This window comes from Yersinia sp. J1 (assembly GCF_050586585.1).
In the GTDB taxonomy this organism is placed as follows: domain Bacteria; phylum Pseudomonadota; class Gammaproteobacteria; order Enterobacterales; family Enterobacteriaceae; genus Yersinia; species Yersinia entomophaga.
In genome coordinates this window covers 19,483-43,246 of record NZ_JBOBDP010000009.1, presented here as the reverse complement: position 1 = coordinate 43,246, position 23,764 = coordinate 19,483, and the positions used below count along the sequence as shown (strand labels likewise).

The window sequence follows — 23,764 nt, the reverse complement described above, 5'->3', positions numbered from 1 at the left end:
GAAACGGCAGGAATCACCGGGCACAGTAAATGTGCCCGGAAAGAACAGAATAATTAATGGATTTGATCGTCAGACGGGCTGTTTCCGCTGAGCAAATTGGCGATATCTACAGCGTCAAAAATATGGTGAGTGCCACAATATTCGCAGTGCATATCAATTTGACCATCCTGCTCAAGCATTTCCTGCACTTCTTCAACAGGCAGAGTCACTAAAGCGTCCATGCATCGTTCACGGGAACAGGTGCAACGGAAGCTGACATTCTGCGGATCATAAATAGTCACTTCTTCCTGATGATACAGGCGATACAGCACTTCATTGGCTGGCAGGGTGAACAGTTCTTCCGCCTTGATAGTGGTTGTCAGCTGCGCCAAATGGTCGAATTCGTCTTCATTTCGCTCTTCGGCAGGCAGAACCTGCAACAGCATACCCGCTGCCGCCGCTTTACCTTCGACTTCACCGGTACGGATAAACAGGCGGGTCGGTAGCTGTTCGGACTGCATGAAATAGCTTTCCAGACATTCGGCCAGAGTGTCGCCTTCCAAGCCAACAACACCCTGATAACGTTCACCTTTAGCTGGTGTAATGGTTATCACCATATAACCATTACCAATCATTTGCTTCAGCGAGCTGTCTTCGGCAATTTCGCCGTTGGTGCGAGCCACGCCTCTTAGTTCCTGCTGGTTATTGCCGTTGATTACGGCCAGAGTCAACGGGCCATCGCCCTGCAGCTGTACGGTGATATCGCCGTCAAATTTCAGAGTAGCGGTCAACAGGCTGGTAGCGACCAACAGTTCACCCAGCAGCTTTTTAACCGGCGCGGGGTAATCATGGTTCGCGATAATCTGTTGATAAGTTTCATTAACGGTTACCAGCTCGCCGCGTACCGCATGATGGTTGAATAGATAGCGGTGTAATTGGTCGTGATTAGACATAGTTTTCTCTCTTAAAAGCAGCCGGTTATTCCGACTCGCCGTATTTAAATTTGATCAGATTGCGACGCTCTTTTTTATCCGGCCGTCGATCCGGATGGGGCATGGTCAGAGCATTGAGTTTACGTGCCTGAGCTACTTTCTCCCGGTTGGCGATACTGGTTTCCGTTTCTTCATACATTGCCTGCGCTTCCGCCGCACCGCGCCGCTGGCTGTGTATGGACAGAATTCGAACCGTGCGCTCGTCATTCCCTTGTCGCAACCGAATTTCCGCATTCAATTCAACCAGTTTACTGGGTTTCCCCCGCTGGCCGTTGTAATGAACTTTACCGCCATCAATCATCTCTCTGGCCATTGCGCGGGTTTTGTAAAAACGCGCAGCCCATAGCCATTTATCCAGACGAACGGCGTCATCGGGAGCGGATTTTTCTTTCACAGAATCTCCTGTCTGCTAAGCCGCGCTGTGGTGCCGAATGGCTGGCAACAGTTGGCGATAGTCGCTGATGGCGGGATGGCTTTGAAACACTTTGCCCGCGCAGCTTGAATCAGGGTTTTCAACGCCCAAACAGTAACGGATACCAAAGGTTTTTGCCGCGTCCAAAATGGCTTCGCTGTCATCCACAAATAAGGTTCTGGCGGGGTCAAAATCGATATGTTGAGCCACGGCCTGCCACAAACGCTGATCTTCTTTCGGATAACCAAATATATGGGTGGAAAGTAACAAATCAAGGTGCTGATCGAGACCGGTATGCTGAACTTTAGTATTCAGGCTATGGGGATGAGCATTGGTCAGTAAAATGGTTTTCCGCCCGGAGTCGCGTAATTCCTGCAAAAACGGCAGTGTATCCTGACGCAAACTGGCGCGCGACCCGACCTGCGTCGTCATGGCATAAATATCCAGATCTAGTCGTTGGCACCAGTAATCGAAGCAATACCAGCTCATGGTGTGCTGCACCGCGTGGTATTCATCGTTAATCATTGCCTTGGCCTGCTCCAAAGGGATATTCCGCTGCTGGCTTAGAGCTTCAGGCACCAGTTTTAGCCAGAAATAGCTGTCGAACTCCAGATCCAGCAAAGTACCGTCCATATCCAATAATACGGTATCGATATCTTGCCAGTTAACATTCAGTGGCATGGTCACTCCAATAAAATAAGCAGGCATTCTGGCTGTTTGAGGGGGAACAGCGACGGACGATTTAGCAGATAATATTTAGCCTAGCATACCAAAATGACAAGGTCTGCGCGTGGCTGATGCTGCGTAGGCGGATTCTGGCGCTTAGCGAAGATAAGGCGTAGCGGTAAGGTGAGTGCTAAAGCAGCTATCATAATAGCGTTGAATATCTTCCATGCGGGTGCGATTTTGGCGCATACGCTTAATGACCAGGTAGCCGTTGACGGACAGGCAAATAATCAAGGCGAATAACAACAGGCTGGTGCCTAAATAGCGGCTGAGCGTGATAACGTCCGGTTCGCTATGCAAAGTAACATGACGCGTACCGTTGGCATCAACGGTAATGCTGGTGATGACTCCTTCAGCTTTAAACGGGGTATTCAGCAGCAAACCAGAGAGCCGCTGAAGTTCTCGCCACTGCTCTAACGCACTGTAATCAAACAGCGGAACGGCAGGAATAGGATGGTTGACCAGTTGTTTGCCTTCATCGCTGCTGATCAGGAAACCGCCCGGCGGCGGGCTATTTAATGCCTCGGTAGCCAGATGAGTTTCGCGGTAAACGAAGGAAGAGGTAGCGGTATTCACCAAACTTTCCAACGCATCGGCGCTGACCGGACGTAATAACACGTTCATACCTTTGAGCGCGCCAGACTGTGCTTTTTTGGTGAGCGCCGCCCAGTTCTTGGCGTTGCCTAAATTGACCAAGGCGTTTTTCAGACGTACGCAATCGGCTTCGCTTCTGCATAACTCTTTGGTTTTCAGTACAATATCGGAAAAGTTATTCAGCAGAATCATCCCGGACTTTTCAATCGCTGTCGCTAACTGTGGGTTAACGTTAGGATCGCTGCTGTCCTGCGGGTGCAATTGCTGATTGACCGTCGCCAGCAGTGCAGCGGCTTTTTCAATAGTTTCCGACTCAGGCTGTGGTAGCGGAGATGCGGTATTCCAGTAAATGCTAGAGCAATCGAAAGGCGTAAAAGCAAAATTATGCGGGCCGAGAGCGTTAGGCGGCACATAGCACATACCCGTTCCCTGAGCTTTCAGCATATCGCCAATGCGAAGCGGCATCTTTTCCAAAGCTTGTACACTAGTGACCTGCTGGCTTTGTGCACCCTGAATCCACGCCATGCTGAGTTTTAGCGGCAGACCGAGCGGAACATAAACGACCAGCAATATCAGAATCGCTAATGAACCGAGCATTAACGTCAGGTTTTTGCCCCAGCGCTGCAATGGAAAATTTTTCATTTCATCATGCAGGGATAAATAGCGTCCCTGACGGACGACCTGCCGATTTAGATAAATATCAACGTTGGTTTTCTTACCCAGATCGTGGGCGAAATAAGCCTGCCAGTGAGGCGGATAAATCAAGTCGATAATGCCCAAAGAGATGTTATTCATCTGCCCTTGATTGGACTCGCCAAATAATCCCCAACGCTTTGGCGTGCCACTCAGGCAATGAACTTCCTTTAAATCCGATTCTGAAAGTGGTCGGAATAACTTCCAGCAGGCCCAGGAAAGCAGGGCGATAGAGACAAGAATCAGCCATGGCAATACTACCCCAGGACTAATAAGGCTGAGGAATAGAAGCAGCAAAGCCAAACAGATAGTCGCCGCTTCTCTCAGGCCGGTAGGCCCGTAAATCGCATGTTCTTCCGGCGTTTCCTTGCGAATATTGACCAAGGCGACGTGTTCGCTGTCTTCTTTACGGATAGACGCATTTTGTGGCGCAGACTGGGCGACTCGCGGCGTTGGGGCTTCCAACGTGTGATCTTTAAGGGAGTGACCATTTAAAGAGATCACCAATGGGATAGTTTTTGTCTGAATGACTTCGACGTAATTATCCTGCGCGATGAATTGTTCCCAGAACGGGGGTAAATGCACTTCGGTGGCATCAAGGTAGTAACGCCATTTATTCGGTTCATCGCTAGCCACGCCGTAGCGGGTAATAGCGCGGGTGACGGCATAGACATTATCGCTTTCCGGGATCAACGCCAGCTCGTTAGACGAGGACGAATGCCCTTGATCCAGATGTGAATCCAGACCCGGCAGCTTTTTAAAGGTGCCATTTTCGGATTGATTAAGCAGGTAATTCTCGACGGCGACGCGTTCTTCAGGCGTAAGGGTACGATGCGTGGGTTTGACAAACGGGAGCGCCACGGGAACGGCAGAGATTTGGTGATATTTGAACCACCATAGCAATGCAACAGCGACAAGGCTGGTCAAGAGTAAGGCCAATATCAACACTATTGTGCTCATCCCATCCCCATCCGAGTGCTACCAAACCTCGTTAACTCTATGAAAGAATGCATATTATGCATAAAAATCGTGTCGAGGCATACGGAAGAGTTATTTCGTGAGCGGGTATAGCGGCATTCTGCTCAGCGATATGATCTGGTGTAGGGGCTCTTCAACTGCCTGTTAGGCGACAAAGATAACAGGGGTAATACGCGGGTAATATCAGCATATTCCTATTTTCATCTTCATACTTTAACGTTCTTGCTGCCTAAATAGGCCAGTTTCTAACCGACTAAATTTTGACTAAACCGATTGTCATGTTAAAAACGGGTAAATTATATCTAACGGCGTTGCGATAAAGGTTCTCATTAACGCACAATGTGATCAAGTTTTAAAACTATCCCTGCACCCAAGACGTTAGCATTATTCTGGACAGGAAAAGATTGGCCTGAAGCACATTTTGGCAGGCTGGTACGCCCTAATAAAACGTCATATTAGAGGTGAATTATTCATTCGGGGCTATCATGAAACACCTGCAAAAACCTAAAATTCTTAATGTCGAAACGGTTGCCCGCTCCCGCTTATTTAACGTAGAGGCGGTCGATCTTGAGTTTAGTAACGGCGTCCGTCGTCTTTACGAACGAATGCGCCCCTCCAATCGCGAAGCGGTTATGATCGTGCCGATTATCGGCGAAGATCTGTTGCTGATTCGCGAATATGCCGTGGGAATTGAATCCTATGAGCTGGGGTTCCCTAAAGGGTTAATCGATCCGGGAGAAGAAGTTCTGGATGCGGCGAACCGTGAATTGATGGAAGAAGTTGGCTTTGGTGCCAAGCGTTTTGATTATCTGACCAAGCTGACGATGGCCCCATCTTACTTTTCCAGCAAAATGAATATTGTCGTCGCACGAGATTTGTACCCGCAAAGTCTGGAAGGGGATGAGCCAGAACCTTTGCCGCAGGTGCGCTGGCCGATTGCGAATATGATGGCGTTGCTGAAAGATCCTGATTTTAATGAGGCGCGTAATGTGAGCGCGTTATTCCTCGCTCAGGCCTTCTTTAATTCGACTCTCTCACGTTAACTTTCTCTTTTGGAATGATAAAAAAAACCGGCCAATCCTGAAGACTGGCCGGTTTTTTATTCGCGAATACCGTTAAAACTGTTTCCGGCTAGCGCGGCTCCCAACTAGAACAATTCCTGACTCTGGCCGTTGTCCATGAGCGTCGTACCCACTTCCTGAACCGCGTGTTCCGTCGGCTGCGTTCCTTCGATAAAGTACTCAGGTCGGCTACCCGAACCGCCGTCAGACAGCTTGCCGGTACGTTTATCGATCACCACGGTAACCACGCCCGGAGGCGGCGTTGTTTTCTGTTCAGGGATACCTTCCAGAGCGACTTTCATGAAATCATTCCACGCAGGCTGAGCGGTTTTCGCTCCACCTTCACCGCCGGCGATCTGGTCTGGAATAGCGCCAGAAGCGGTACTGCGGCCGAGGTTACGTCGATGGTCATCAAAGCCGATCCACACTGACGTTACGGTATCCGGGCCATAACCAGAGAACCAGGCATCTTTCGAGCTGTTGGTAGTACCAGTTTTACCGCCAATATCGTGTCGTTTCAGATCGCGGCCCGCGCGCCAGCCGGTTCCCATCCAACCTGGCTCGCCGAAGATGTTGGTATTCATCGCATCTTTAATCAGGAACGCCAGCGGAGTGCTGATAACGTGCGGTGCATACTGCTGATCGCTATCTTGTTTAACCTGAGACGGCGAAACCTGCTCTAGCTCCGGCATCGGAACGGTGCTTGCGGTATTATTCTGCGAGGTTGCCACGTTCTCTACGTTGTCGTCAGAAAGCACCACAGAACGCTGCGTATCGCCGTAAATAACAGGCAAATTGCAATCATTGCACACAATCTTCGGTTTGGCTTCGAACAGGACATTATTGGCTTCATCGGTGATTTTAGTGATGAAGTAAGGGTCAACCAAATAACCACCGTTTGCCATCACCGCGTAACCGCGCGCGACCTGCAATGGAGTAAAGGACGCGGAACCCAGCGCGAGCGACTCGGAATGTACGATATTCTGCGCAGGGAAACCGAAGCGTTGCAGATATTCCGCAGCATAATCGACGCCCATGGCGCGCATGGCTCGCACCATAACGACGTTTTTCGATTGACCTAAGCCTTGACGTAAGCGGATTGGACCATCGTAGCTCGGCGGGGAGTTTTTCGGCCGCCAGTCAGTGCCTGCACCGGCATCCCAACGAGTAATCGGCAAATCGTTGAGAATGGTCGCCAGCGTTAAGCCTTTATCCATCGCAGCGGTATACAGGAAAGGTTTGATATTCGAACCAACCTGACGCAATGCCTGAGTTGCACGGTTAAACTTGCTTTGGTTAAAGTCAAAACCGCCAACCAACGCTTTAATTGCACCGTTATTGGGGTCGATTGAAACCAATGCGGAGTTCACGTCCGGCACCTGCGCCAGCCACCAGATATCGCCGACCTGACGCACCCAGATTTGTTGTCCAGCTTGTACTACATCAGTCACGCGTTTCGGCGTAGGGCCTTGAGCCGTATCGGATTTAAACGCCCGCGCCCAACGCATCCCGGCCATTGGCAACGTGACGCTGCTGCCGTCGGCTAATATAGCTGTCGCCTGTTCAGCCGTCGTCTGAGTCACAACCGCAGGGCGCAGCGGGCCGTAAACCGGCAGAGTTTTTAAAGAATCGACAATCTGTTGCTGCGTCCAGGCGGCTTCACCCACTTTCCACAGTACGTTTGACGGGCCGCGATAACCGTGGCGCATGTCATAGGCCAAAACGTTGGCTCGTAGAGAATCCACAGCGGCTAACTGGAGTTTTTTGGTGATAGTGGTGTAAACCTGATAACCATCGGTATAGGCATTCTCGCCATAACGTTTGATCATTTCCTGACGCACCATTTCAGCCAGATAAGGCGCTGAGAAGGCGATTTCTGGCGCATGATAATGAGCGACTAGAGGTTCACTGCGTGCCTGATCGTATTGCGCCTGAGTAATGTATTTTTCATCCAGCATTCGGGATAACACAACATTACGACGCGATACGGCACGATCGTGCGAATAAAGCGGGTTAAAGGTCGACGGCGCCTTCGGCAAACCGGCGATCATGGCAATTTCGCTCAGAGTTAACTGATTAATTTCTTTGCCAAAATATACCTGCGCCGCAGCACCAACGCCATAGGCGCGGTAACCAAGATAAATTTTGTTCAGATACAGTTCAAGAATTTCATCCTTAGTCAGTAACTGCTCAATACGCACTGCCAGAAAGGCCTCTTTGATTTTACGCATCAAAGTCCGTTCCGGGCTAAGGAAGAAGTTTCTCGCCAGCTGCTGGGTGATGGTACTGGCTCCCTGAGAGGCGCGGCCAGAAACTAAAGCGATGGATGCGGCACGCAATATACCGACCGGATCAACGCCGTGGTGCTCATAGAAACGGCTATCTTCCGTCGCAATAAAGGCGTGCACCATTTCAGGCGGAATTTGCTTTAAAGACAGCGGAATTCGGCGTTTCTCACCAAATTGGGCGATCAATTCGCCATCGGCGCTATACACCAGCATAGGTGTTTGTAACCGGACGTCTTTCAGCGTGGCAACGTCGGGTAGCTGAGGCTCAATATATTTGTACAGGCCAAATATCGAGGCTGCTCCCAGTAAAATGCAACACACCGTAAGGATCAAAAAATACTTTACGAACTTCACCTGAGATTTCCCATTCAATGTCATTTGGGCAGTTTATAAACAACCGCGCCGTAGTATAAAGGCAAGCCATGCACCGTGGATACGTTCTTTTATGCTCTCTCGATATGGAGGTCGATGAAGATGTGCGCACAGAAAATATGGCAGGTTGGGCTGGATATTCAAATGAACTGCGTCCGGGCGTTAGCGGTATTGAGGCGACGATATGGCTGGCAACTGCGCCATTGGTGGCAACAGCCATTACCGGACGGCGTTTTACTGAATGGGAATTTACAACATTTAGAGGCGTTGAGCGAGTTGCTTTCGCATTTACGCCGGCAATTACCAAGACATATTTCTTTACGTATTGCCTTGCCGGTTCAGCGCATATTACAGCAAAGCTTTCCTCGCCCGGATAAACGGCTGAGAGAACCTGAGCGCAGCCAGTTTATTTATAACGCCGCCGCTCGGCAGTTTCCTTTGAGTGGCCAAACTCTGGCGTTGGATTACCGCACAAATAGCGCCGATGAACGGCAGCTGTTAATCACTGCGGCTCGCCAGCAGGATATTTCTCGCTGGCAGGATTGCCTGCAGCAGGCAAACTTCATGCCTGATGCGATTGATATTTCACCCTGCGCGCTTCGTTATATGGCCGTAGCCGCCAAATTACCGCCTCGACATCTACTACTTCACCGTATTGAGCGGGAATGGCTATGGACTACCTCTGCGGATATGCCTTTTCGCTATGGTTTGATTACGGCGCAGGAGGGAAGCGATACCAAGGCTATTTTGACGGAATTACATCGGTTGAACCCGCCAACCGGTGAGCCAGCTTTCGGTGTTTATTACAGCAGTATTGGCGATGAACCTATCCCTGAGAATACGCTTCCCTGGTCTCCTTTTATTGCTTTTAGACAGCAACAGCCGCCACTTCCTATTTTGCCCGGAGCTTTTGCTTTAGCGGGAGGGTTGGCTATTCGCCCGGAGGACACCGATGTATCAAGTTAACTTTTTGCCCTGGCGCGTTAGCCGACAACAGGCACGCTATCGTTTATGGCGAAATTTGCTGATAGGACATTTAGCGATGACAGCCTTGATATTGGCATGTATTACTTTTTTGTTGCGTTATGAAAGGGTTGAGCGTGGGGCGGAGATCGGCAAATTATCCCATCGTCAATCAGCGCTGGACTCGTTGCATCAACGAATTCAAAAACGGGTGACTGAGTTGCAAAAACTCAAAGAACATCACCATCGCGATAGGCAAATCTCCCGCCGAACTCAGCATTATCTTGTGTTGTTGAATACTCTGTCTCAATCCATGCCGACAGATTGTTGGATCACACAATTAGTACATGACCAAAAAACGACGGATTTTGATGCCATCTGTCGTGACTATCCAGCAATTGGTCAGCTATATGAAAAATTAACGGAGACAAAGGAGAAAACCGCAAACCATTGGGATAACGCGCAGGTTCACGATATACAGCAGCGAGAAAACAATGGGGGTTTTGCGATCAAGGTTCGCTGGATTTCGGGGAGTCTGGTCGATGAATAATTATTATCTACGCTGGATGAGTCAATCGGGCGGGGTGCTTTATCTCTGGCTAATCATTACAACCTTATTTATCGGTTTTACGTGCTACGCCGTGCTCATCAGACCGGAGCTGTTGCTCAGAGTCAACGAAAGGGAACACATTGAAACGCAACGAATTTCTCTGGCGCAGCGGCAACAGGACATCGCCCAGATGCCCACGCTGGATCAGCTTGGACAGCAGCGCGAAGCGTGGCATTTGTATCAGCAACTAAAAACGGCTGAAAACCCGACTAAATCTTTAATCAGCCATATTGGGGAGTGGGTGGTTGCAACCGGTGGCCAGGTATTACGATGGCAACAGTTAGAGGTAAAAAACAAAAATAAGGTAGGAGTATCGCAATGGGAGGGGCTTCTCAGTATGGATTACTCTGGAGCCATTCACTTGCTGGGGAGCCTCAACGCTCTTTATCCCCCCTTTTTGATAGAGCATTTACATATTACTGCGGAAGCGTCGGGATTAAACCTCAGACTGAGGTTAAGAGGGCAGTACGAGGAGGATGAGAATGACAAGGAACGGTCAGAAAAACTTACTATTAATAGCGTCGGTGATGGTAATGGCATCGATGATGGCGGTCAGTCGAGCCACTTCTGAGTTTGTTCCACTCCGTAATCCGTTCCAACCGGTCATCACGCTTTCCTGCCGAGAGCGTGCTGATGCTGCTATGAGCCAATGGTCGCTGCGAGGGATAGTCGGCGCACCGGGTGAATATCGTGTCTGGTTGGAAAAGTCGGATGGCGAATGGCGTCGTTTGGCTGAAGGCGAATTTATTCAGAGTCACTGGCGCGTAACGCACATAGGGCTGCGGCAAATCAATATGAGTTACAGCGGAATGGACGGTTCCTGCAAGATGATGTCACCGCCGGTATCCTGGTTTCTAATGGAACCGGGTAATAAAGGATGAAACAACGGTATTAAAAGGATGTTTGCCTATGTGTTTACCAATATTGTATTTAACCACGTTGTATTTAATAACATTTTTGCGTTGGGCGGGGCTATCTCTGCTATTTATCCTCTGCTTATTAACACGCAGTGAAGCTCGTGAACCCTCGGTGTCTCTGACATTTCAACAGACCCCGGTATCCGTCATATTGCAAGCCTTAGCCGATTATCAATATATGAATCTGGTGACGTCCGCCAGCGTCGGCGGTAGCCTGAGTTTACGTTTGGAAAACGTTCCATGGTCGCAGGCGTTAAAAACCGTCATGCGCATGGGTAATCTGGTTGCCGAACAGGAAGGGAATGTCCTGTTGGTGATGACCAGACAGGAAGCTTCAGAAAGGTTAATGGTTGATGAAGCTGCGGCTAAGGCCAGAAAAGCAGTGCAACCTGATTTACTCAGCAATTATTCGCATATTTTGCAGCATGCCAACGTAGAAGATGTTGCCGCCAGCCTGAACAACGGGCAGGGCGGATTACTGTCCGATCAGGGGCGGGTAATGGCGGATAAACGTACCAATAGATTGCTGATTCGTGATACCGCAGAATCGATAGAAGTTATGAAATCTTGGCTGGCAGAATTGGATTCGCCACTACAGCAGGTGCAACTTGCTGCCCATATCGTCACCATCGGCAGTGAAAGCCTGCATGAACTGGGTGTTCGCTGGGGGCTACCTGCCAGTGAAGGGCAAAGTGCCCCACTCAAAATAAATAATTTTAACGTCGGTTTACCTATTCAAAACAGCGCGTTGACCGCCGGGTTTCACGTGGCGCGTATTAGTGGCCGCCTGTTGGATTTGGAGCTAAGCGCTTTGGAGCAAGAAAATCAGGTGGAAATCATTGCCAGCCCGCGGCTGATGACTTCTCACCAGCAAACCGCCAGCATCAAACAAGGTACCGATATTCCTTATCATGTCACCAATGGCAAAAACGGGGGAACCACTATTGAATTTAAGGAAGCCGTATTGGGAATGGAGGTCACGCCGAGAATTTTGGCTGCGGGAAAAATTACCCTGAAATTAAAAATTAGCCAGAATATGCCCGGAATGGCGATTAAACGCGGTGAAGGTGAGGCACTGGCGATCGATAAACAGGAAATTAAAACGCAAATTACCGTTCATGACGGTGAGACGATTGTTCTGGGTGGTATCTTTCAGCAAAAAAATACTCAGGGTGCAAATAAAGTGCCGGTTTTGTCCAATATCCCTCTGCTGGGCAATTTGTTTAAACAGGATGCCAACGCGCAGAGCAGGCGGGAGTTGGTCATTTTCATCACACCCCGATTAATTAACACTTAGCGCACTTGGGTAGGCAATAGATAAAAAGAGTCTATTCTTGATGATGATCTACAACTTTTTGTGTGATTGGGGACTTCTAAGTTTGACGCTGCGACGTATTTAGCTTACAAGGGTTACCGAATTGAGCTCCGAGGTTTTAAGTAACGTTGATACGCCGATAAAAACGTATGGTTTCCCTCCCACGACGTGTACAACGATTTATTCGGTTGCCAAACTACCAGAAGTGCTGAGATAATTTTCCGTCTGATCTCGCACTATCGCTTATGAGGTTTCAGTTTAGGTCCCGCCGCTGGTGTGATTGGCGGGGCGGGTTATCATTAACGAATAGTCTTAGTAATACCAAAAACATGGCAGAGAAACGCAATATCTTTCTGGTTGGGCCTATGGGTGCCGGCAAAAGCACTATTGGTCGTCAGTTAGCTCAGCAACTCAATATGGAGTTCTTCGACTCCGATCAAGAAATTGAGCGACGTACCGGAGCTGACGTGGGCTGGGTATTCGACGTGGAAGGCGAAGAAGGTTTCCGCGATCGCGAAGAAAAAGTTATTAATGAACTAACGGAAAAACAGGGCATTGTTCTGGCGACCGGTGGGGGTTCTGTGAAGTCTAAGGAAACCCGTAACCGTTTGTCAGCCCGTGGCGTTGTGGTGTACCTGGAAACCACGATCGAGAAGCAACTGGCTCGTACTCAACGCGACAAAAAACGTCCGTTGTTACAGGTTGATGCGCCTCCACGTGAAGTGCTTGAAGCACTGGCAAAAGAACGTAATCCGCTGTACGAAGAAATTGCAGATGTCACCATCCGCACTGACGATCAAAGCGCGAAAGTTGTTGCTAACCAGATCATCAACATGCTGGAAAGTAATTGATTTTAGCATTCTACTTATGCCTTCGGGTGTCAGTTAAGTTACGTTAAGAAGGTCACTGAGCGCGACATGGAGAAGATTACTGTCACGTTAGGGGAGCGTAGCTACCCTATTACGATAGCCGCAGGATTGTTTAACGATCCGGCCTCTTTTAAACCGCTGAAGGCGGGTGATCAGGTAATGCTGGTTACCAACCAAACGCTTGCTCCTCTCTATCTGGATTCTATCCGGGCAGTGCTGGAGGAAGGCGGTATTCGAGTTGATCAGGTGATTCTGCCTGATGGCGAGCAGTATAAATCTCTCAGCGTTCTGGAGCAGGTATTTTCTGCCCTTCTGGAAAAACCGCACGGTCGTGATACTACGCTTATTGCTTTAGGCGGTGGTGTAGTAGGCGACCTGACCGGTTTTGCCGCTGCCTGTTATCAGCGTGGCGTCCGCTTTATTCAAGTCCCTACCACACTTCTCTCTCAGGTGGATTCATCTGTGGGCGGAAAAACTGCGGTTAATCACCCGTTAGGCAAAAACATGATCGGAGCGTTTTACCAACCCGCTTCGGTCATTGTTGATCTCGATTGCCTGAAAACCCTGCCATCTCGTGAACTTGCTTCTGGCCTGGCCGAAGTGATCAAATATGGCATCATTCTTGATTCCGAATTCTTTGTCTGGCTGGAAAACAACATCGACGCGTTGCTGGCGCTGGATATGGATGCGCTGGGTTACTGCATCCGCCGCTGCTGCGAGCTGAAAGCCGAAGTGGTTGCTGCCGATGAGCGAGAAGAGAATGGGCTGCGTGCGCTACTCAATTTAGGTCATACTTATGGCCATGCTATCGAAGCCGAAATGGGCTACGGAGTGTGGTTGCACGGCGAAGCCGTTGCCGCAGGTATGGTTATGGCTGCGGAAACCGCCCGATTAATCGGGCAGTTCTCTTCCAGTGATATTGAACGAATTAAACGACTGTTGGTTCGTGCCGGTTTACCGGTCAGCGGCCCGCAGGAGATGACACCAGAATCTTATCTGCCGCACATGATGCGCGATAAAAAAGTATTGGCGGGTGAACTCCGGCTGGTACTGCCTACTGCTATTGGCAAATCAGAGGTACGCGGCGGCATCTCTCACGAGATAGTCCTTGCTTCTATTGCCGAGTGTCTGGCAGGGTAAATGGCATAAGTATTATGATGTTGTATGCTATAAACATCATATTCTTCGCAAAGGCCCGTTCTGGTCTCTTTGTTGTCAGTCAACTTAATCTGCCGGACCGTCGCTGTATGCAACGGTAGGCTTTTGCCTCGAGTTGGAGGGTTTAGATGGATGAGTTAAAACCGGAAGACGATCTGAAGCCTGATACCAGCGATCGCCGTCCTACGCGTTCGCGCAAGACTTCGAACGGCCCCAAAATTGCTCTCTCACGCCAGCATTTGATGATTGGTATTGGTATTTTGGTGTTGCTGTTGATCATCATTGCTATCGGTTCCGCGTTAAAAGCGCCAACGCAGCATGAAGCTTCTCAGCAGAATCCTAACGTTGCGGCCAGAGATATCAATCTTTCTGATTCCTCTTCACTGACCAACGGCAGTGGCGCTCAGCCGGGTACGGCGAGCAACACCAGCGATGGTCATGACGGCAACGGCGTACAGAATAGTGGCCAGCCGCAAGAGTTGACGGCTCCGCCGGTTTCATCCACCCCTACTGAAGCACAGCCAATGGCGAATGGTAATGCGCCAACCCAGCGCGTTGATTTACCGGGAAACATGTCTGATGCACTGTCTCAGCAGCAGGGGCAGGTGGATTCGGTTTCACAGAATATGAATGGCGCGCTGACATCGACGTTGCCAACGGCACCGGCTACCGTATCTTCTTCAAAAGAGATCAAAACGCCAGCAGTACGTGATAACACCACGCGTCCCGCGCAGAAAACTGCCGCTAAACCTGTGGCTAATGCGCATAAAAATACCCAAGCAGCGGGTACTGGTAGTACAGCGGCCAAAAATACTGCAGCACCAGCCAGCAGCGGTGGGGCATTGAAGAACGCGCCAGGTAGCCACTTTACCTTACAGTTAAGCAGCGCCTCTCGTTCCGATACGCTGAATGCCTATGCGAAACAGCAAAAATTAACTCACTATCAGGTTTACGAAACTAAACGTGATGGTAAGCCTTGGTACGTGTTGGTCAGTGGAAATTATGCTACTTCAGCGGAAGCGAAGAAGGCGATTTCGAGTTTGCCAGCCGACGTTCAGGCGAAAAAACCGTGGGTCAAACCTGTGCACCAAGTGCAGCAAGACCTGAAAAAATAAATCATTTTTATTTGTGCGCTGATGTGCTGTCTGAAACAGAGTACAATCTGCGGCTCTGAATTATTAAGTAGCTAACTGACGGCATGAAGAAAAACCGCGCTTTTTTAAAATGGGCTGGTGGGAAATATCCGCTGGTTGATGACATTCGACGCCATCTGCCAGCGGGAGACTGCTTGATTGAGCCATTCGTAGGTGCGGGTTCAGTGTTTTTGAACACTGAGTATGAATCGTATATTTTGGCCGATATCAACAGCGACCTAATCAACCTCTACAACATAGTGAAGTTACGCACGGATGATTTTGTGCGTGACTCTCGTCTTTTATTTACCGATGAGTACAACAATTCCGATCAGTTTTACCTGATTCGGCATGAGTTTAATGCCTGTGAAGATCCTTACCGGCGCGCATTGTTGTTCCTCTATCTGAATCGTCATTGTTATAACGGTCTGTGTCGTTATAATTTGAGCGGTGAGTTCAACGTACCTTTCGGGCGTTACAAAAAACCGTATTTCCCTGAGGCCGAGTTGTATTGGTTCGCGGAAAAATCTAAAAATGCGGTTTTTGTCTGCGAGCACTATCAGGAAACCTTGCTAAAAGCAGCTTCCGGCTCCGTTGTTTATTGCGATCCGCCTTACGCGCCGCTATCTGCAACGGCGAACTTTACGGCGTACCACACCAATAACTTTGGCATTGCAGATCAAAAAAATCTGGCTCGTCTGGCTTATCAGCTTTCATCTGAAAACCGGATTCCAGTGCTTATTTCTAATCACGATACTGAATTGACGCGAGATTGGTATCATCAGGCGTCATTACATGTGGTGAAAGCGCGCCGCACTATCAGCCGTAATATTCTTGGTCGTAGCAAAGTGAACGAGCTTTTGGCGCTGTACAGCTAAGTGGGATTTCCCGCCTGGTAAGGATACAAACCCTCGTGCTTCCCGAAGCCTATGTGAGCTTTGTGGGGCAGATAAAAAGTTTGGAGAAGCGGATGAAAAAGTTTTTGATTGCCCCGTCCATTCTGTCGGCAGATTTTGCCCGGTTAGGTGAAGATACCGCGAAGGTGATTGCTGCGGGCGCTGATGTGGTTCATTTTGACGTGATGGATAACCATTACGTTCCCAATCTGACGATGGGTCCCATGGTGTGCCAGGCGCTGCGTGATTATGGTATTACCGCGCCGATTGACGTGCATCTGATGGTTAAACCTGTTGATCGCATCGTTCCAGATTTTGCCAAAGCGGGCGCCAGCTATATTTCTTTCCATCCTGAAGCCAGCGAACACATCGATCGCACTCTGCAACTGATTAAAGACCACGGCTGTAAGGCCGGTTTGGTATTTAACCCTGCAACGCCTTTGAGCTACCTCGATTATGTCATGGATAAACTGGATGTGATTTTGCTGATGTCCGTAAACCCAGGCTTCGGCGGTCAGTCGTTTATTCCTGAAACCTTGAATAAACTGCGTCAAGTGCGCCAACGTATCGATGCCAGCGGTTATGACATTCGTCTGGAAGTCGATGGCGGCGTGAAGGTCGATAATATTCGTGAAATCGCCGCCGCAGGTGCAGACATGTTTGTTGCCGGTTCGGCTATTTTCGGTAAATCTGATTACGCTGCGGTGATTGACGCAATGCGCAGCGAGCTGGCGATGGCGGCTCATGACTGAATTTAACTCTATACGCGGGCTGGCTTTTGATCTGGACGGCACTTTAGTTGACAGTGCGCCGGGCTTGGCCAGCGCGATGGATATGGCATTAGAGCATCAGGGGTTGCCTAAAGCAGGTTTGGAGCGAGTTTCCACCTGGATAGGCAACGGTGCCGACGTCTTAGTTGAGCGCGCGCTGCGTTGGGCTGGCGTAGAGCCTCAGGATGAGATTTGCCAGCGCACTCGCGTACTCTTTGATGGCTACTACGCCCAGACAGTTGAGCGCGGTAGCCAATTGTTTCCTCAGGTAAAAGACACGTTGGCACAGTTAGCCGCCTCCGGTCTGCCGATGGGGCTGATTACCAACAAACCGACGCCGTTTGTCGCGCCGCTGCTGGCTTCTTTAGGTATCGCAGATTATTTCTCACTGGTTATTGGTGGGGATGATGTTGTCGAGAAGAAACCTCACCCGGCTCCGCTGTATCTGATGCTGGGAAAACTGGGGCTGCGCGCCAGCGAATTGCTGTTTGTCGGAGATTCCCGCAATGACATTATGGCCGCTCAGGCCGCCGGTTGCCCTTGCGTAGGGCTGACCTACGGATATAACTATGGCGAATCTATTGCCACGAGTCATCCGGATCGCGTTTTAACGCACTTTGCCGATCTGTTGCCCACGATTGGGCTGTCATCTTTAAAAAATCAGGAAGCGTAAAATGAGTAAACCCATTGTATTTAGCGGCGCTCAGCCGTCCGGTGAACTGACCATTGGCAACTACATGGGTGCTCTGCGTCAGTGGGTACAGATGCAGGATGACTATGATTGCATTTATTGCATCGTGGATCTGCATGCCATTACTGCCCGTCAGGACGCGACTTTACTGAGAAAAAGAACGCTGGATACGCTGGCGCTGTATCTGGCCTGCGGTATCGATCCGCAAAAAAGTACCATTTTTGTTCAGTCCCACGTACCCGAGCACACTCAACTGGGCTGGGCGCTGAACTGCTATACCTATTTTGGCGAACTGAGCCGCATGACTCAGTTTAAAGACAAGTCACTGCGCCATGCGGACAATATCAACGCCGGTCTGTTTGACTATCCAGTGCTAATGGCGGCGGATATCCTGCTGTACCAAACCAATCAGGTGCCGGTGGGTGAAGATCAGAAACAACATCTGGAGTTAAGCCGCGATATCGCCGGTCGTTTCAACGCGATTTACGGTGACATCTTCAAGATTCCAGAGCCTTTTATTCCTAAAGCCGGCGCGCGAGTGATGTCTTTGCAAGATCCGACCAAGAAAATGTCTAAATCCGACGATAACCGTAATAACGTTATCGAACTGTTGGAAGACACCAAATCTGTGGTTAAGAAAATCAAACGCGCCATGACCGATTCCGATGAACCGGCGGTAATTCGCTATGACGTGAAGGAAAAAGCCGGGGTTTCCAATTTGCTGGATATTCTGTCTGGCGTGACCGGCCAGTCTATTCCTGAGCTGGAAGCACAATTTGAAGGCCAAATGTACGGTCATTTGAAAGGTGCGGTAGCAGAAGCGGTCTCTGGCATGCTGAGCGAGCTTCAGGAGCGTTATCATCAATATCGCAATGATGAGGCTTACCTTCAGTCAGTAATGCGTGATGGCGCTGCTAAAGCGCGTGCGCGTGCGCAAGAAACGTTGGCGAAAGTGTATGAAGCCATTGGTTTTGTCGCTCATCCGTAAGCGGTAACGATTCAAGAGCGTTTTCTCACTGAATCGCATCAATAAGAAAAGGGACGATAAGCTCGTCCCTTTTTTCATGGTCAATTTTTATAACTATCAGGATTAACCGGCTTGTTCAGCCTGTTCCTGCTGCATATTTGGGTTGGTTTGTTCTTGGGATGAAAACCAGTTCAGTTTTTCCCGTAGGCTGACCACGCTGCCGACAATAATCAGGCTTGGACTGCTAACCTGCTGAGATAGCAGCGCTAATTGACTAAGTTCCCCACTGACGACACGCTGACGACGCGAGGTTCCGTTTTCTACCAGAGCGACCGGCGTTTCGCTGCTCATACCTTGGCGAATCAGCTGCCGCTGAATTTCACTCGCCTGCGATAACCCCATATAAAACACCAGCGTTTGCTCCTCCGCCGCCAGATTAGCCCAATCTAACTGACCGTCGGCTTTGGCATGACCGGTAACCAAACGTACGCTCTGAGCGTGATCCCGATGAGTGAGAGGAATACCGCTGTAAGCTGAACAGCCGGATGCGGCCGTAATGCCCGGAACCACTGAGAAAGGAATGCCGCTGTCGGACAGGGTTTCCAGCTCTTCGCCGCCGCGACCAAAAATAAAGGGATCGCCGCCTTTCAGCCGCACCACGCGTTTACCTTGCTGCGCTTGTTCCAGCAGGATTTGATTGATTTGATCTTGCGGTACGCAGTGATGTCCGGCGCGTTTACCAACAAAAATGCGCTCGGCGTCACGGCGTACCAGATTCATCACCTCATCGGAAACCAGCCGATCATAAACCACTACATCGGCCTGTTGGATTTGCTGCAAACCTTTCAGCGTCAGTAAACCAGCGTCGCCGGGGCCTGCGCCGACCAGAACCACTTCGCCGCGATCTTCTAATGGCGTGCTAAAGAGCTGCTCGACTAATTGATTAGCCTGAGTTTGATCGTCATTGGCCAGAGACTGTGCCAACCGGTCGTGAGACAGTAGTTTTTCCCAGAAACGACGGCGGGCGGTCATGGCGGAGAACTGCCGTTTGACTCGCTGACGCAGATTACCGGCTATACGAGCGAGCTGGCCGAGATGCTGTGGCAGCATGGCTTCCAGTTTTTCACGCAGCAGGCGCGCCAAAACTGGCGCTTTACCGCCGGAGGAGATTGCAATCATGATCGGCGAGCGGTCGATGATCGACGGCATGATAAAGCTGGCGCGTTTAGGATCGTCCACCACGTTGCAGAAAATTCGTTGCTGATTGGCGCTTTGATACACCAGCGCATTAACCTCAACCCGATCCGTGGCGGCAATCACTAGCCACTTTTCTGCCAATAATTCTGGGGCAAATTCCCCATGCACCAGCGTTATCCGGTTCTGTTCTGCCCACAGGTGAAACTGGGGCGAAAACTCACAGGCGTTGACGGTCACCCATGCGCCAGCGTCTAACAGCAGGCGCGCTTTGCGTTCGGCAATATCGCCACCGCCTACCAGCAGGCAGTCTTTGTGGTGCAGTTGGCAGAAAATCGGTAGGTAATCCATCAGCAATCCTTAATTCTGTGGCGGCATATGCCAGCCCCGAAGTAGGGCTGGCCGTCGCAATTATGACTTCGCGGTTTGTGGCGCAGTGGCGCTGACCGCTGCCGGACGCTGATCTTTCGGCGTAGCGTACCAGTAACCCAGACCCATAAAGACCGCACCGGACAGAGTGTTACCCAGAGTGACCCACAGCAGGTTGTGGCCTATGCCGCTCATGGTGTAAGCCTCGCTGTGATTACCAAACCAGGACAGAGCAAACAGAGTCATGTTAGCGACGGAGTGCTCGTAGCCTGAAGCGATAAAGGCCAGCAAACACCACCAGATAGCGAGGAATTTGGCTGCGCCTTCAACGCGAATTGCCATCCAGATTGCCAGGCAAACCAACCAGTTACACAGTACACCTTTGAAGAATAAGGCCATAGCTGGGGCGGTGGTTTTAGCCAATGCCGCAGCGTGAACCAGACTGGTATCTACCGGTAACAGGCTGCCGCCAGCGTAGTAGTAAAGCAGGGCGACAAATACCGAGCCCAGCAGATTACCTAGCCATGTTTGCGGTAATACGGCCCACATCTGGCTGGATTTGATGGTGCCTGCTTTGACGCCGAGAGTCAGGAACATGGTGTGACCGGTGAACAGCTCTGAGCCAGCGATAATGACTAATGTCAGCGCCAGACCAAAGGTTGCCCCCATGACTAAAGGCCGCAGCGCCGGATCGACCAGGTTGCCTAAGGTGAAAATCAAAATGATGGCTAGCCCAACATAGGCTCCCGCCATTGCCGAGCTAATCCAAAAGCCCAGCGGGCTTTCTTTTGCCAGTTTTACGATGCGCGCTGCATTAGCGGCACATTTATTCAAAGTATCTGCGTACATAATTGATCCAAAAGATAAAAATAATTATTTTGATCGTCGACGACGCGATAATTTTTACCGTGTCGCCGCATCAGATCGCTTAAGCCTTCACTTGCACCATGCCGTCGCGAACCCGAACGTCGAAGTGACGTACCGAGCGGCTTTCATCTTCCAGACAGAAGCCGTCATGTAGACGAAAATGCTGTTTTTTCAACGGGCTGGCGACCCACAGGTCACCTTGATGTTCGGCTATCAATCCGCGAGACAGCACGCTAGCTTCGGTAAAAGGATCGATGTTACTGATGGCAAAAACCTGCTCATCTTCGTAAGGGCGAAATATCGCCACCTGTTCTTCCCCGACCAGCGCACAGACGCCGGTGCCGGTTAAAATGACCTCTAATGGACATACAGTGATCCACTGGCTCATTGGTTATTCTCCAGTTCAAGTATCCGCACCGGAATGCGTTCATCAGGGCGGGCAGGGCGGTGTTGTTCGCGCTCGCTAACCACCTGAACGTTCGGGTCACGTAATGGACTATTGATAAAGTGAGCAAAACGTACCTGAGCCGCTGGGTTTTCCACAGTGGCTTTCCACTCGCAGATGACAGCTTCGCGCAGACGGGCAATATCGGCCTCTAACTGATCGTTAATGCCGAGTTTGTCGTCAATAATGACTGAACGCAGATAGGCGATGCCGCCTTCCAGACTCTCCAGCCACACCGAGGTGCGTTGCAGTTTGTCGGCGGTGCGGATGTAGAACATCATAAAGCGGTCGAGATAACGCATCAGCGTGGCTTCGTCCAGATCGGCGGCCAGCAGGTCGGCGTGGCGTGGTTTCATGCCACCGTTACCGCACACATACAGGTTCCAGCCGTTTTCCGTTGCAATGATACCGACGTCTTTCCCCTGCGCCTCAGCACACTCACGGGTACAGCCAGAAACGCCGAACTTCATCTTGTGCGGAGTGCGAATACCTTTATAGCGATGCTCCAGCTTCACGCCGAAGCCTACGCTGTCACCGACGCCAAAGCGGCACCAAGTGCTACCCACGCAGGTTTTTGCCATACGTAAGGCTTTGGCATAGGCGTGGCCGGTTTCGAAGCCAGCGTCGATTAACTTGGCCCAAATTGCGGGTAAATCGTCTTTCTGTGCGCCGAACAGGCCAATACGCTGTGAACCGGTAATTTTGGTATACAGGTTATATTCCCGCCCGATATTCCCGATAGCGACCAGACCTTCTGGAGTGATTTCCCCGCCGGCGGAGCGTGGAATGATTGAGTAAGTCCCGTCTTTTTGGATATTGCCAAGGAAGTTGTCGTTAGTGTCTTGCAGCGGGGTTAATTCAGGCTGCAACACATAATCGTTCCAGCATGATGCCAGTAGCGAGCCAACGGTCGGTTTACACACTTCGCAACCGTAGCCTTTACCGTATTTGCTCAGCAGTTCGCTAAAGGATTTAATCCCTTCAACGCGAATCAGGTGATAAAGCTCCTGACGGGAATAAGCGAAGTGTTCACACAGATGGTGATTAACTTCGATCCCCTGCTTACTCAGTTCAGCATTAAGTACCTGAGTGACCAGTGGGATACAACCGCCGCAGCCGGTACCGGCTTTGGTCGCCGACTTGATAGCTGCCACGGTATGGCAACCATTATTGACTGCCTGAATAATATCGCCTTTGGTGACGTCGAAGCAGGAGCAGATCTGAGCCGTTTCCGGCAGAGAGTCTACGCCGATAGCCGGTTTACTGCCTGCGTGAGACGGTAAAATCAGGCTGTCCGGGTTTTCCGGCAAAGTGATTTTGTTCAGCGCCAACTGCAACAAGTTGCCGTAATCGCTGGTATCGCCCACTAGCACCGCACCCAGTAGGGTTTTGTTGTCTTTGCTGACCACCAGACGTTTGTAGATTTCTTTGCTTTCATCCAGATACACGTAGCTGCGAGCGCCTTCGGTGCGTCCATGAGCATCACCGATGCCGCCGACGTCTACGCCCAGCAGTTTCAGCTTGGCGCTCATATCCGCGCCCTGGAAGGCATTTTCCCGGTTTAGCAGGTGGTCGACGGCAACCTGCGCCATTTTGTAGCCCGGAGCAACCAGACCGAAGGTGCGTTCCTGCCATGATGCGCATTCACCGATGGCATAAACGTCGGGATCGGAGGTCTGGCAGTAATCGTTGATGGCAATCCCGCCGCGGCGCGCCGTAGCCAGACCGCACTGGTGAGCGAGTTTATCCTGCGGGCGAATACCGGTAGAGAAGACGATAAAGTCCACTTCCAGCGAGGTGCCGTCGGCGAAAATCATCGTTTTACGGCATTCGGTGCCGCTATGAGCGATTTCCTGAGTGTTTTTACCGGTATGAACCCGAACGCCCATGCGTTCAATTTTTTGCCGCAGTTGATCCCCGCCCATAGGATCAAGCTGCTCGGCCATTAATACTGGAGCAAATTCAATTACATGAGTTTCAACGCCCAGATTTTTCAGCGCGCCAGCGGCTTCCAGACCCAGCAAACCACCGCCGACCACGGCACCGCGCTTACTGCGGCGGGTACAGGCTTCGATTGCATTCAGGTCTTCAATAGTACGGTAGACGAAACAATCCTGACCTTCGCTGCCTTTAATCGGTGGAATCCACGGATAAGAGCCGGTGGCCATGATCAGTTTGTCGTAATAGAGAGTGCGACCGCTGTTGGAGTGGATCACTTTCTCTTTACGATTGATAGTGATAGCCCGTTCGCCTACTAATACCTTGATACCGTGTTTCTCATAAAATCCTTCCCGCACCAGAGAAAGCTCTTCAGCGGTATGGTGAGAAAAATAGGACGAGAGATGAACCCGATCGTAAGCGATGCGAGGCTCTTCGCAGAATACAGTGATGTCGAATGCGTCTTTGTCTGCTTTATCGAGTAAATCTTCAATAAAGCGATGCCCGACCATTCCGTTGCCGATGACGGCAAGTTTGACTTTGCTCATTTTTGCCTCAATTTTTAGT

General features: G+C 50.4%; 22 protein-coding genes. 13 read left to right on the top strand and 9 right to left on the bottom strand.

Features of this window, described 5'->3' with window-relative positions; all coding sequences use genetic code 11:
• Nucleotides 1-53: 53 nt before the first annotated feature.
• The 4 genes from hslO to ACQ4OC_RS13375 form a co-directional block, all read right to left on the bottom strand.
• Entirely contained in the window at nucleotides 54-932 is an 879-nt protein-coding gene (hslO, locus tag ACQ4OC_RS13390; RefSeq protein WP_064515655.1) for an Hsp33 family molecular chaperone HslO, read from the bottom strand.
• A gap of 25 nt (nucleotides 933-957) precedes the next feature.
• Complete coding sequence (gene hslR / locus ACQ4OC_RS13385; protein ID WP_064515654.1) at nucleotides 958-1,365, bottom strand: ribosome-associated heat shock protein Hsp15; 408 nt, start codon at nucleotides 1,363-1,365, stop codon at nucleotides 958-960.
• Nucleotides 1,366-1,380: 15 nt separating this feature from the next.
• Complete coding sequence (gene yrfG / locus ACQ4OC_RS13380) at nucleotides 1,381-2,064, bottom strand: GMP/IMP nucleotidase (RefSeq protein WP_430971234.1); 684 nt, start codon at nucleotides 2,062-2,064, stop codon at nucleotides 1,381-1,383.
• A gap of 141 nt (nucleotides 2,065-2,205) precedes the next feature.
• The gene (locus tag ACQ4OC_RS13375; protein WP_120805340.1) at nucleotides 2,206-4,356 is read right to left on the bottom strand and encodes an intracellular growth attenuator family protein; all 2,151 of its coding nucleotides are present in this window, start codon (nucleotides 4,354-4,356) and stop codon (nucleotides 2,206-2,208) included.
• Between the two features lie 503 nt (nucleotides 4,357-4,859).
• Here ACQ4OC_RS13375 and nudE point away from each other — a divergent pair.
• A complete protein-coding gene (nudE, locus tag ACQ4OC_RS13370; RefSeq protein ID WP_179207946.1) occupies nucleotides 4,860-5,417 on the top strand; it encodes an ADP compounds hydrolase NudE in 558 nt (185 codons plus the stop codon).
• Nucleotides 5,418-5,521: 104 nt separating this feature from the next.
• Here nudE and mrcA read toward each other — a convergent pair whose 3' ends face one another.
• Nucleotides 5,522-8,077, bottom strand: a complete 2,556-nt coding sequence (gene mrcA, locus ACQ4OC_RS13365; protein WP_064518400.1) for a peptidoglycan glycosyltransferase/peptidoglycan DD-transpeptidase MrcA — start codon at nucleotides 8,075-8,077, stop codon at nucleotides 5,522-5,524.
• Between the two features lie 114 nt (nucleotides 8,078-8,191).
• Here mrcA and pilM point away from each other — a divergent pair, with 114 nt between their 5' ends.
• From pilM to trpS, 12 genes are all read left to right on the top strand, one after another.
• Nucleotides 8,192-9,061 carry a type IV pilus biogenesis protein PilM gene (pilM, locus tag ACQ4OC_RS13360; protein WP_084414328.1) on the top strand — a complete coding sequence of 290 codons (870 nt, stop codon included), beginning with the start codon at nucleotides 8,192-8,194 and terminating at the stop codon, nucleotides 9,059-9,061.
• A 76-nt stretch (nucleotides 9,062-9,137) separates the two neighbouring features.
• Nucleotides 9,138-9,608: a hypothetical protein gene (locus tag ACQ4OC_RS13355; protein ID WP_162975145.1), complete on the top strand. Its 471-nt coding sequence runs from the start codon at nucleotides 9,138-9,140 to the stop codon at nucleotides 9,606-9,608.
• Nucleotides 9,601-10,239, top strand: coding sequence for a hypothetical protein (locus tag ACQ4OC_RS13350; RefSeq protein WP_162975146.1), 639 nt, complete (start codon nucleotides 9,601-9,603; stop codon nucleotides 10,237-10,239). The genes ACQ4OC_RS13355 and ACQ4OC_RS13350 overlap by 8 nt, the downstream gene beginning before the upstream one ends.
• Nucleotides 10,202-10,549: a DNA utilization family protein gene (locus tag ACQ4OC_RS13345; RefSeq protein ID WP_158513763.1), complete on the top strand. Its 348-nt coding sequence runs from the start codon at nucleotides 10,202-10,204 to the stop codon at nucleotides 10,547-10,549. Before ACQ4OC_RS13350 ends, ACQ4OC_RS13345 begins: the two co-directional genes overlap by 38 nt.
• Before the next feature lie 28 nt (nucleotides 10,550-10,577).
• Complete coding sequence (gene hofQ / locus ACQ4OC_RS13340) at nucleotides 10,578-11,882, top strand: DNA uptake porin HofQ (protein WP_430971233.1); 1,305 nt, start codon at nucleotides 10,578-10,580, stop codon at nucleotides 11,880-11,882.
• Between the two features lie 347 nt (nucleotides 11,883-12,229).
• Nucleotides 12,230-12,751, top strand: a complete 522-nt coding sequence (aroK, locus tag ACQ4OC_RS13335; RefSeq protein WP_004718471.1) for a shikimate kinase AroK — start codon at nucleotides 12,230-12,232, stop codon at nucleotides 12,749-12,751.
• A gap of 66 nt (nucleotides 12,752-12,817) precedes the next feature.
• On the top strand, nucleotides 12,818-13,909 hold the full coding sequence (aroB, locus tag ACQ4OC_RS13330) for a 3-dehydroquinate synthase (RefSeq protein WP_430971232.1): 1,092 nt from the start codon (nucleotides 12,818-12,820) through the stop codon (nucleotides 13,907-13,909).
• Between the two features lie 146 nt (nucleotides 13,910-14,055).
• The gene (locus ACQ4OC_RS13325; RefSeq protein WP_430971231.1) at nucleotides 14,056-15,042 is read left to right on the top strand and encodes an SPOR domain-containing protein; all 987 of its coding nucleotides are present in this window, start codon (nucleotides 14,056-14,058) and stop codon (nucleotides 15,040-15,042) included.
• A gap of 83 nt (nucleotides 15,043-15,125) precedes the next feature.
• Nucleotides 15,126-15,938: an adenine-specific DNA-methyltransferase gene (gene dam / locus ACQ4OC_RS13320; RefSeq protein ID WP_064515643.1), complete on the top strand. Its 813-nt coding sequence runs from the start codon at nucleotides 15,126-15,128 to the stop codon at nucleotides 15,936-15,938.
• Between the two features lie 92 nt (nucleotides 15,939-16,030).
• Entirely contained in the window at nucleotides 16,031-16,708 is a 678-nt protein-coding gene (gene rpe / locus ACQ4OC_RS13315) for a ribulose-phosphate 3-epimerase (protein WP_064515641.1), read from the top strand.
• Nucleotides 16,701-17,399, top strand: a complete 699-nt coding sequence (locus ACQ4OC_RS13310; protein ID WP_064515640.1) for a phosphoglycolate phosphatase — start codon at nucleotides 16,701-16,703, stop codon at nucleotides 17,397-17,399. Before rpe ends, ACQ4OC_RS13310 begins: the two co-directional genes overlap by 8 nt.
• A gap of 1 nt (nucleotide 17,400) precedes the next feature.
• A complete protein-coding gene (gene trpS, locus ACQ4OC_RS13305; RefSeq protein WP_064515639.1) occupies nucleotides 17,401-18,405 on the top strand; it encodes a tryptophan--tRNA ligase in 1,005 nt (334 codons plus the stop codon).
• 102 nt (nucleotides 18,406-18,507) lie between these two features.
• On the opposite strand, the gene cysG is transcribed toward trpS, so the two are convergent.
• The 4 genes from cysG to nirB all read right to left on the bottom strand — a co-directional run bounded on the left by cysG (nucleotide 18,508) and on the right by nirB (nucleotide 23,745).
• Nucleotides 18,508-19,929: a siroheme synthase CysG gene (gene cysG, locus ACQ4OC_RS13300; RefSeq protein WP_064515638.1), complete on the bottom strand. Its 1,422-nt coding sequence runs from the start codon at nucleotides 19,927-19,929 to the stop codon at nucleotides 18,508-18,510.
• Nucleotides 19,930-19,989: 60 nt separating this feature from the next.
• A complete protein-coding gene (gene nirC / locus ACQ4OC_RS13295) occupies nucleotides 19,990-20,796 on the bottom strand; it encodes a nitrite transporter NirC (RefSeq protein ID WP_120805350.1) in 807 nt (268 codons plus the stop codon).
• 79 nt (nucleotides 20,797-20,875) lie between these two features.
• Nucleotides 20,876-21,202 (bottom strand): nitrite reductase small subunit NirD, encoded by a 327-nt coding sequence (nirD, locus tag ACQ4OC_RS13290; protein WP_064515636.1) that lies wholly within the window; start codon nucleotides 21,200-21,202, stop codon nucleotides 20,876-20,878.
• Nucleotides 21,199-23,745, bottom strand: coding sequence for a nitrite reductase large subunit NirB (gene nirB, locus ACQ4OC_RS13285; RefSeq protein WP_120805354.1), 2,547 nt, complete (start codon nucleotides 23,743-23,745; stop codon nucleotides 21,199-21,201). Before nirB ends, nirD begins: the two co-directional genes overlap by 4 nt.
• Nucleotides 23,746-23,764 lie beyond the last annotated feature (19 nt).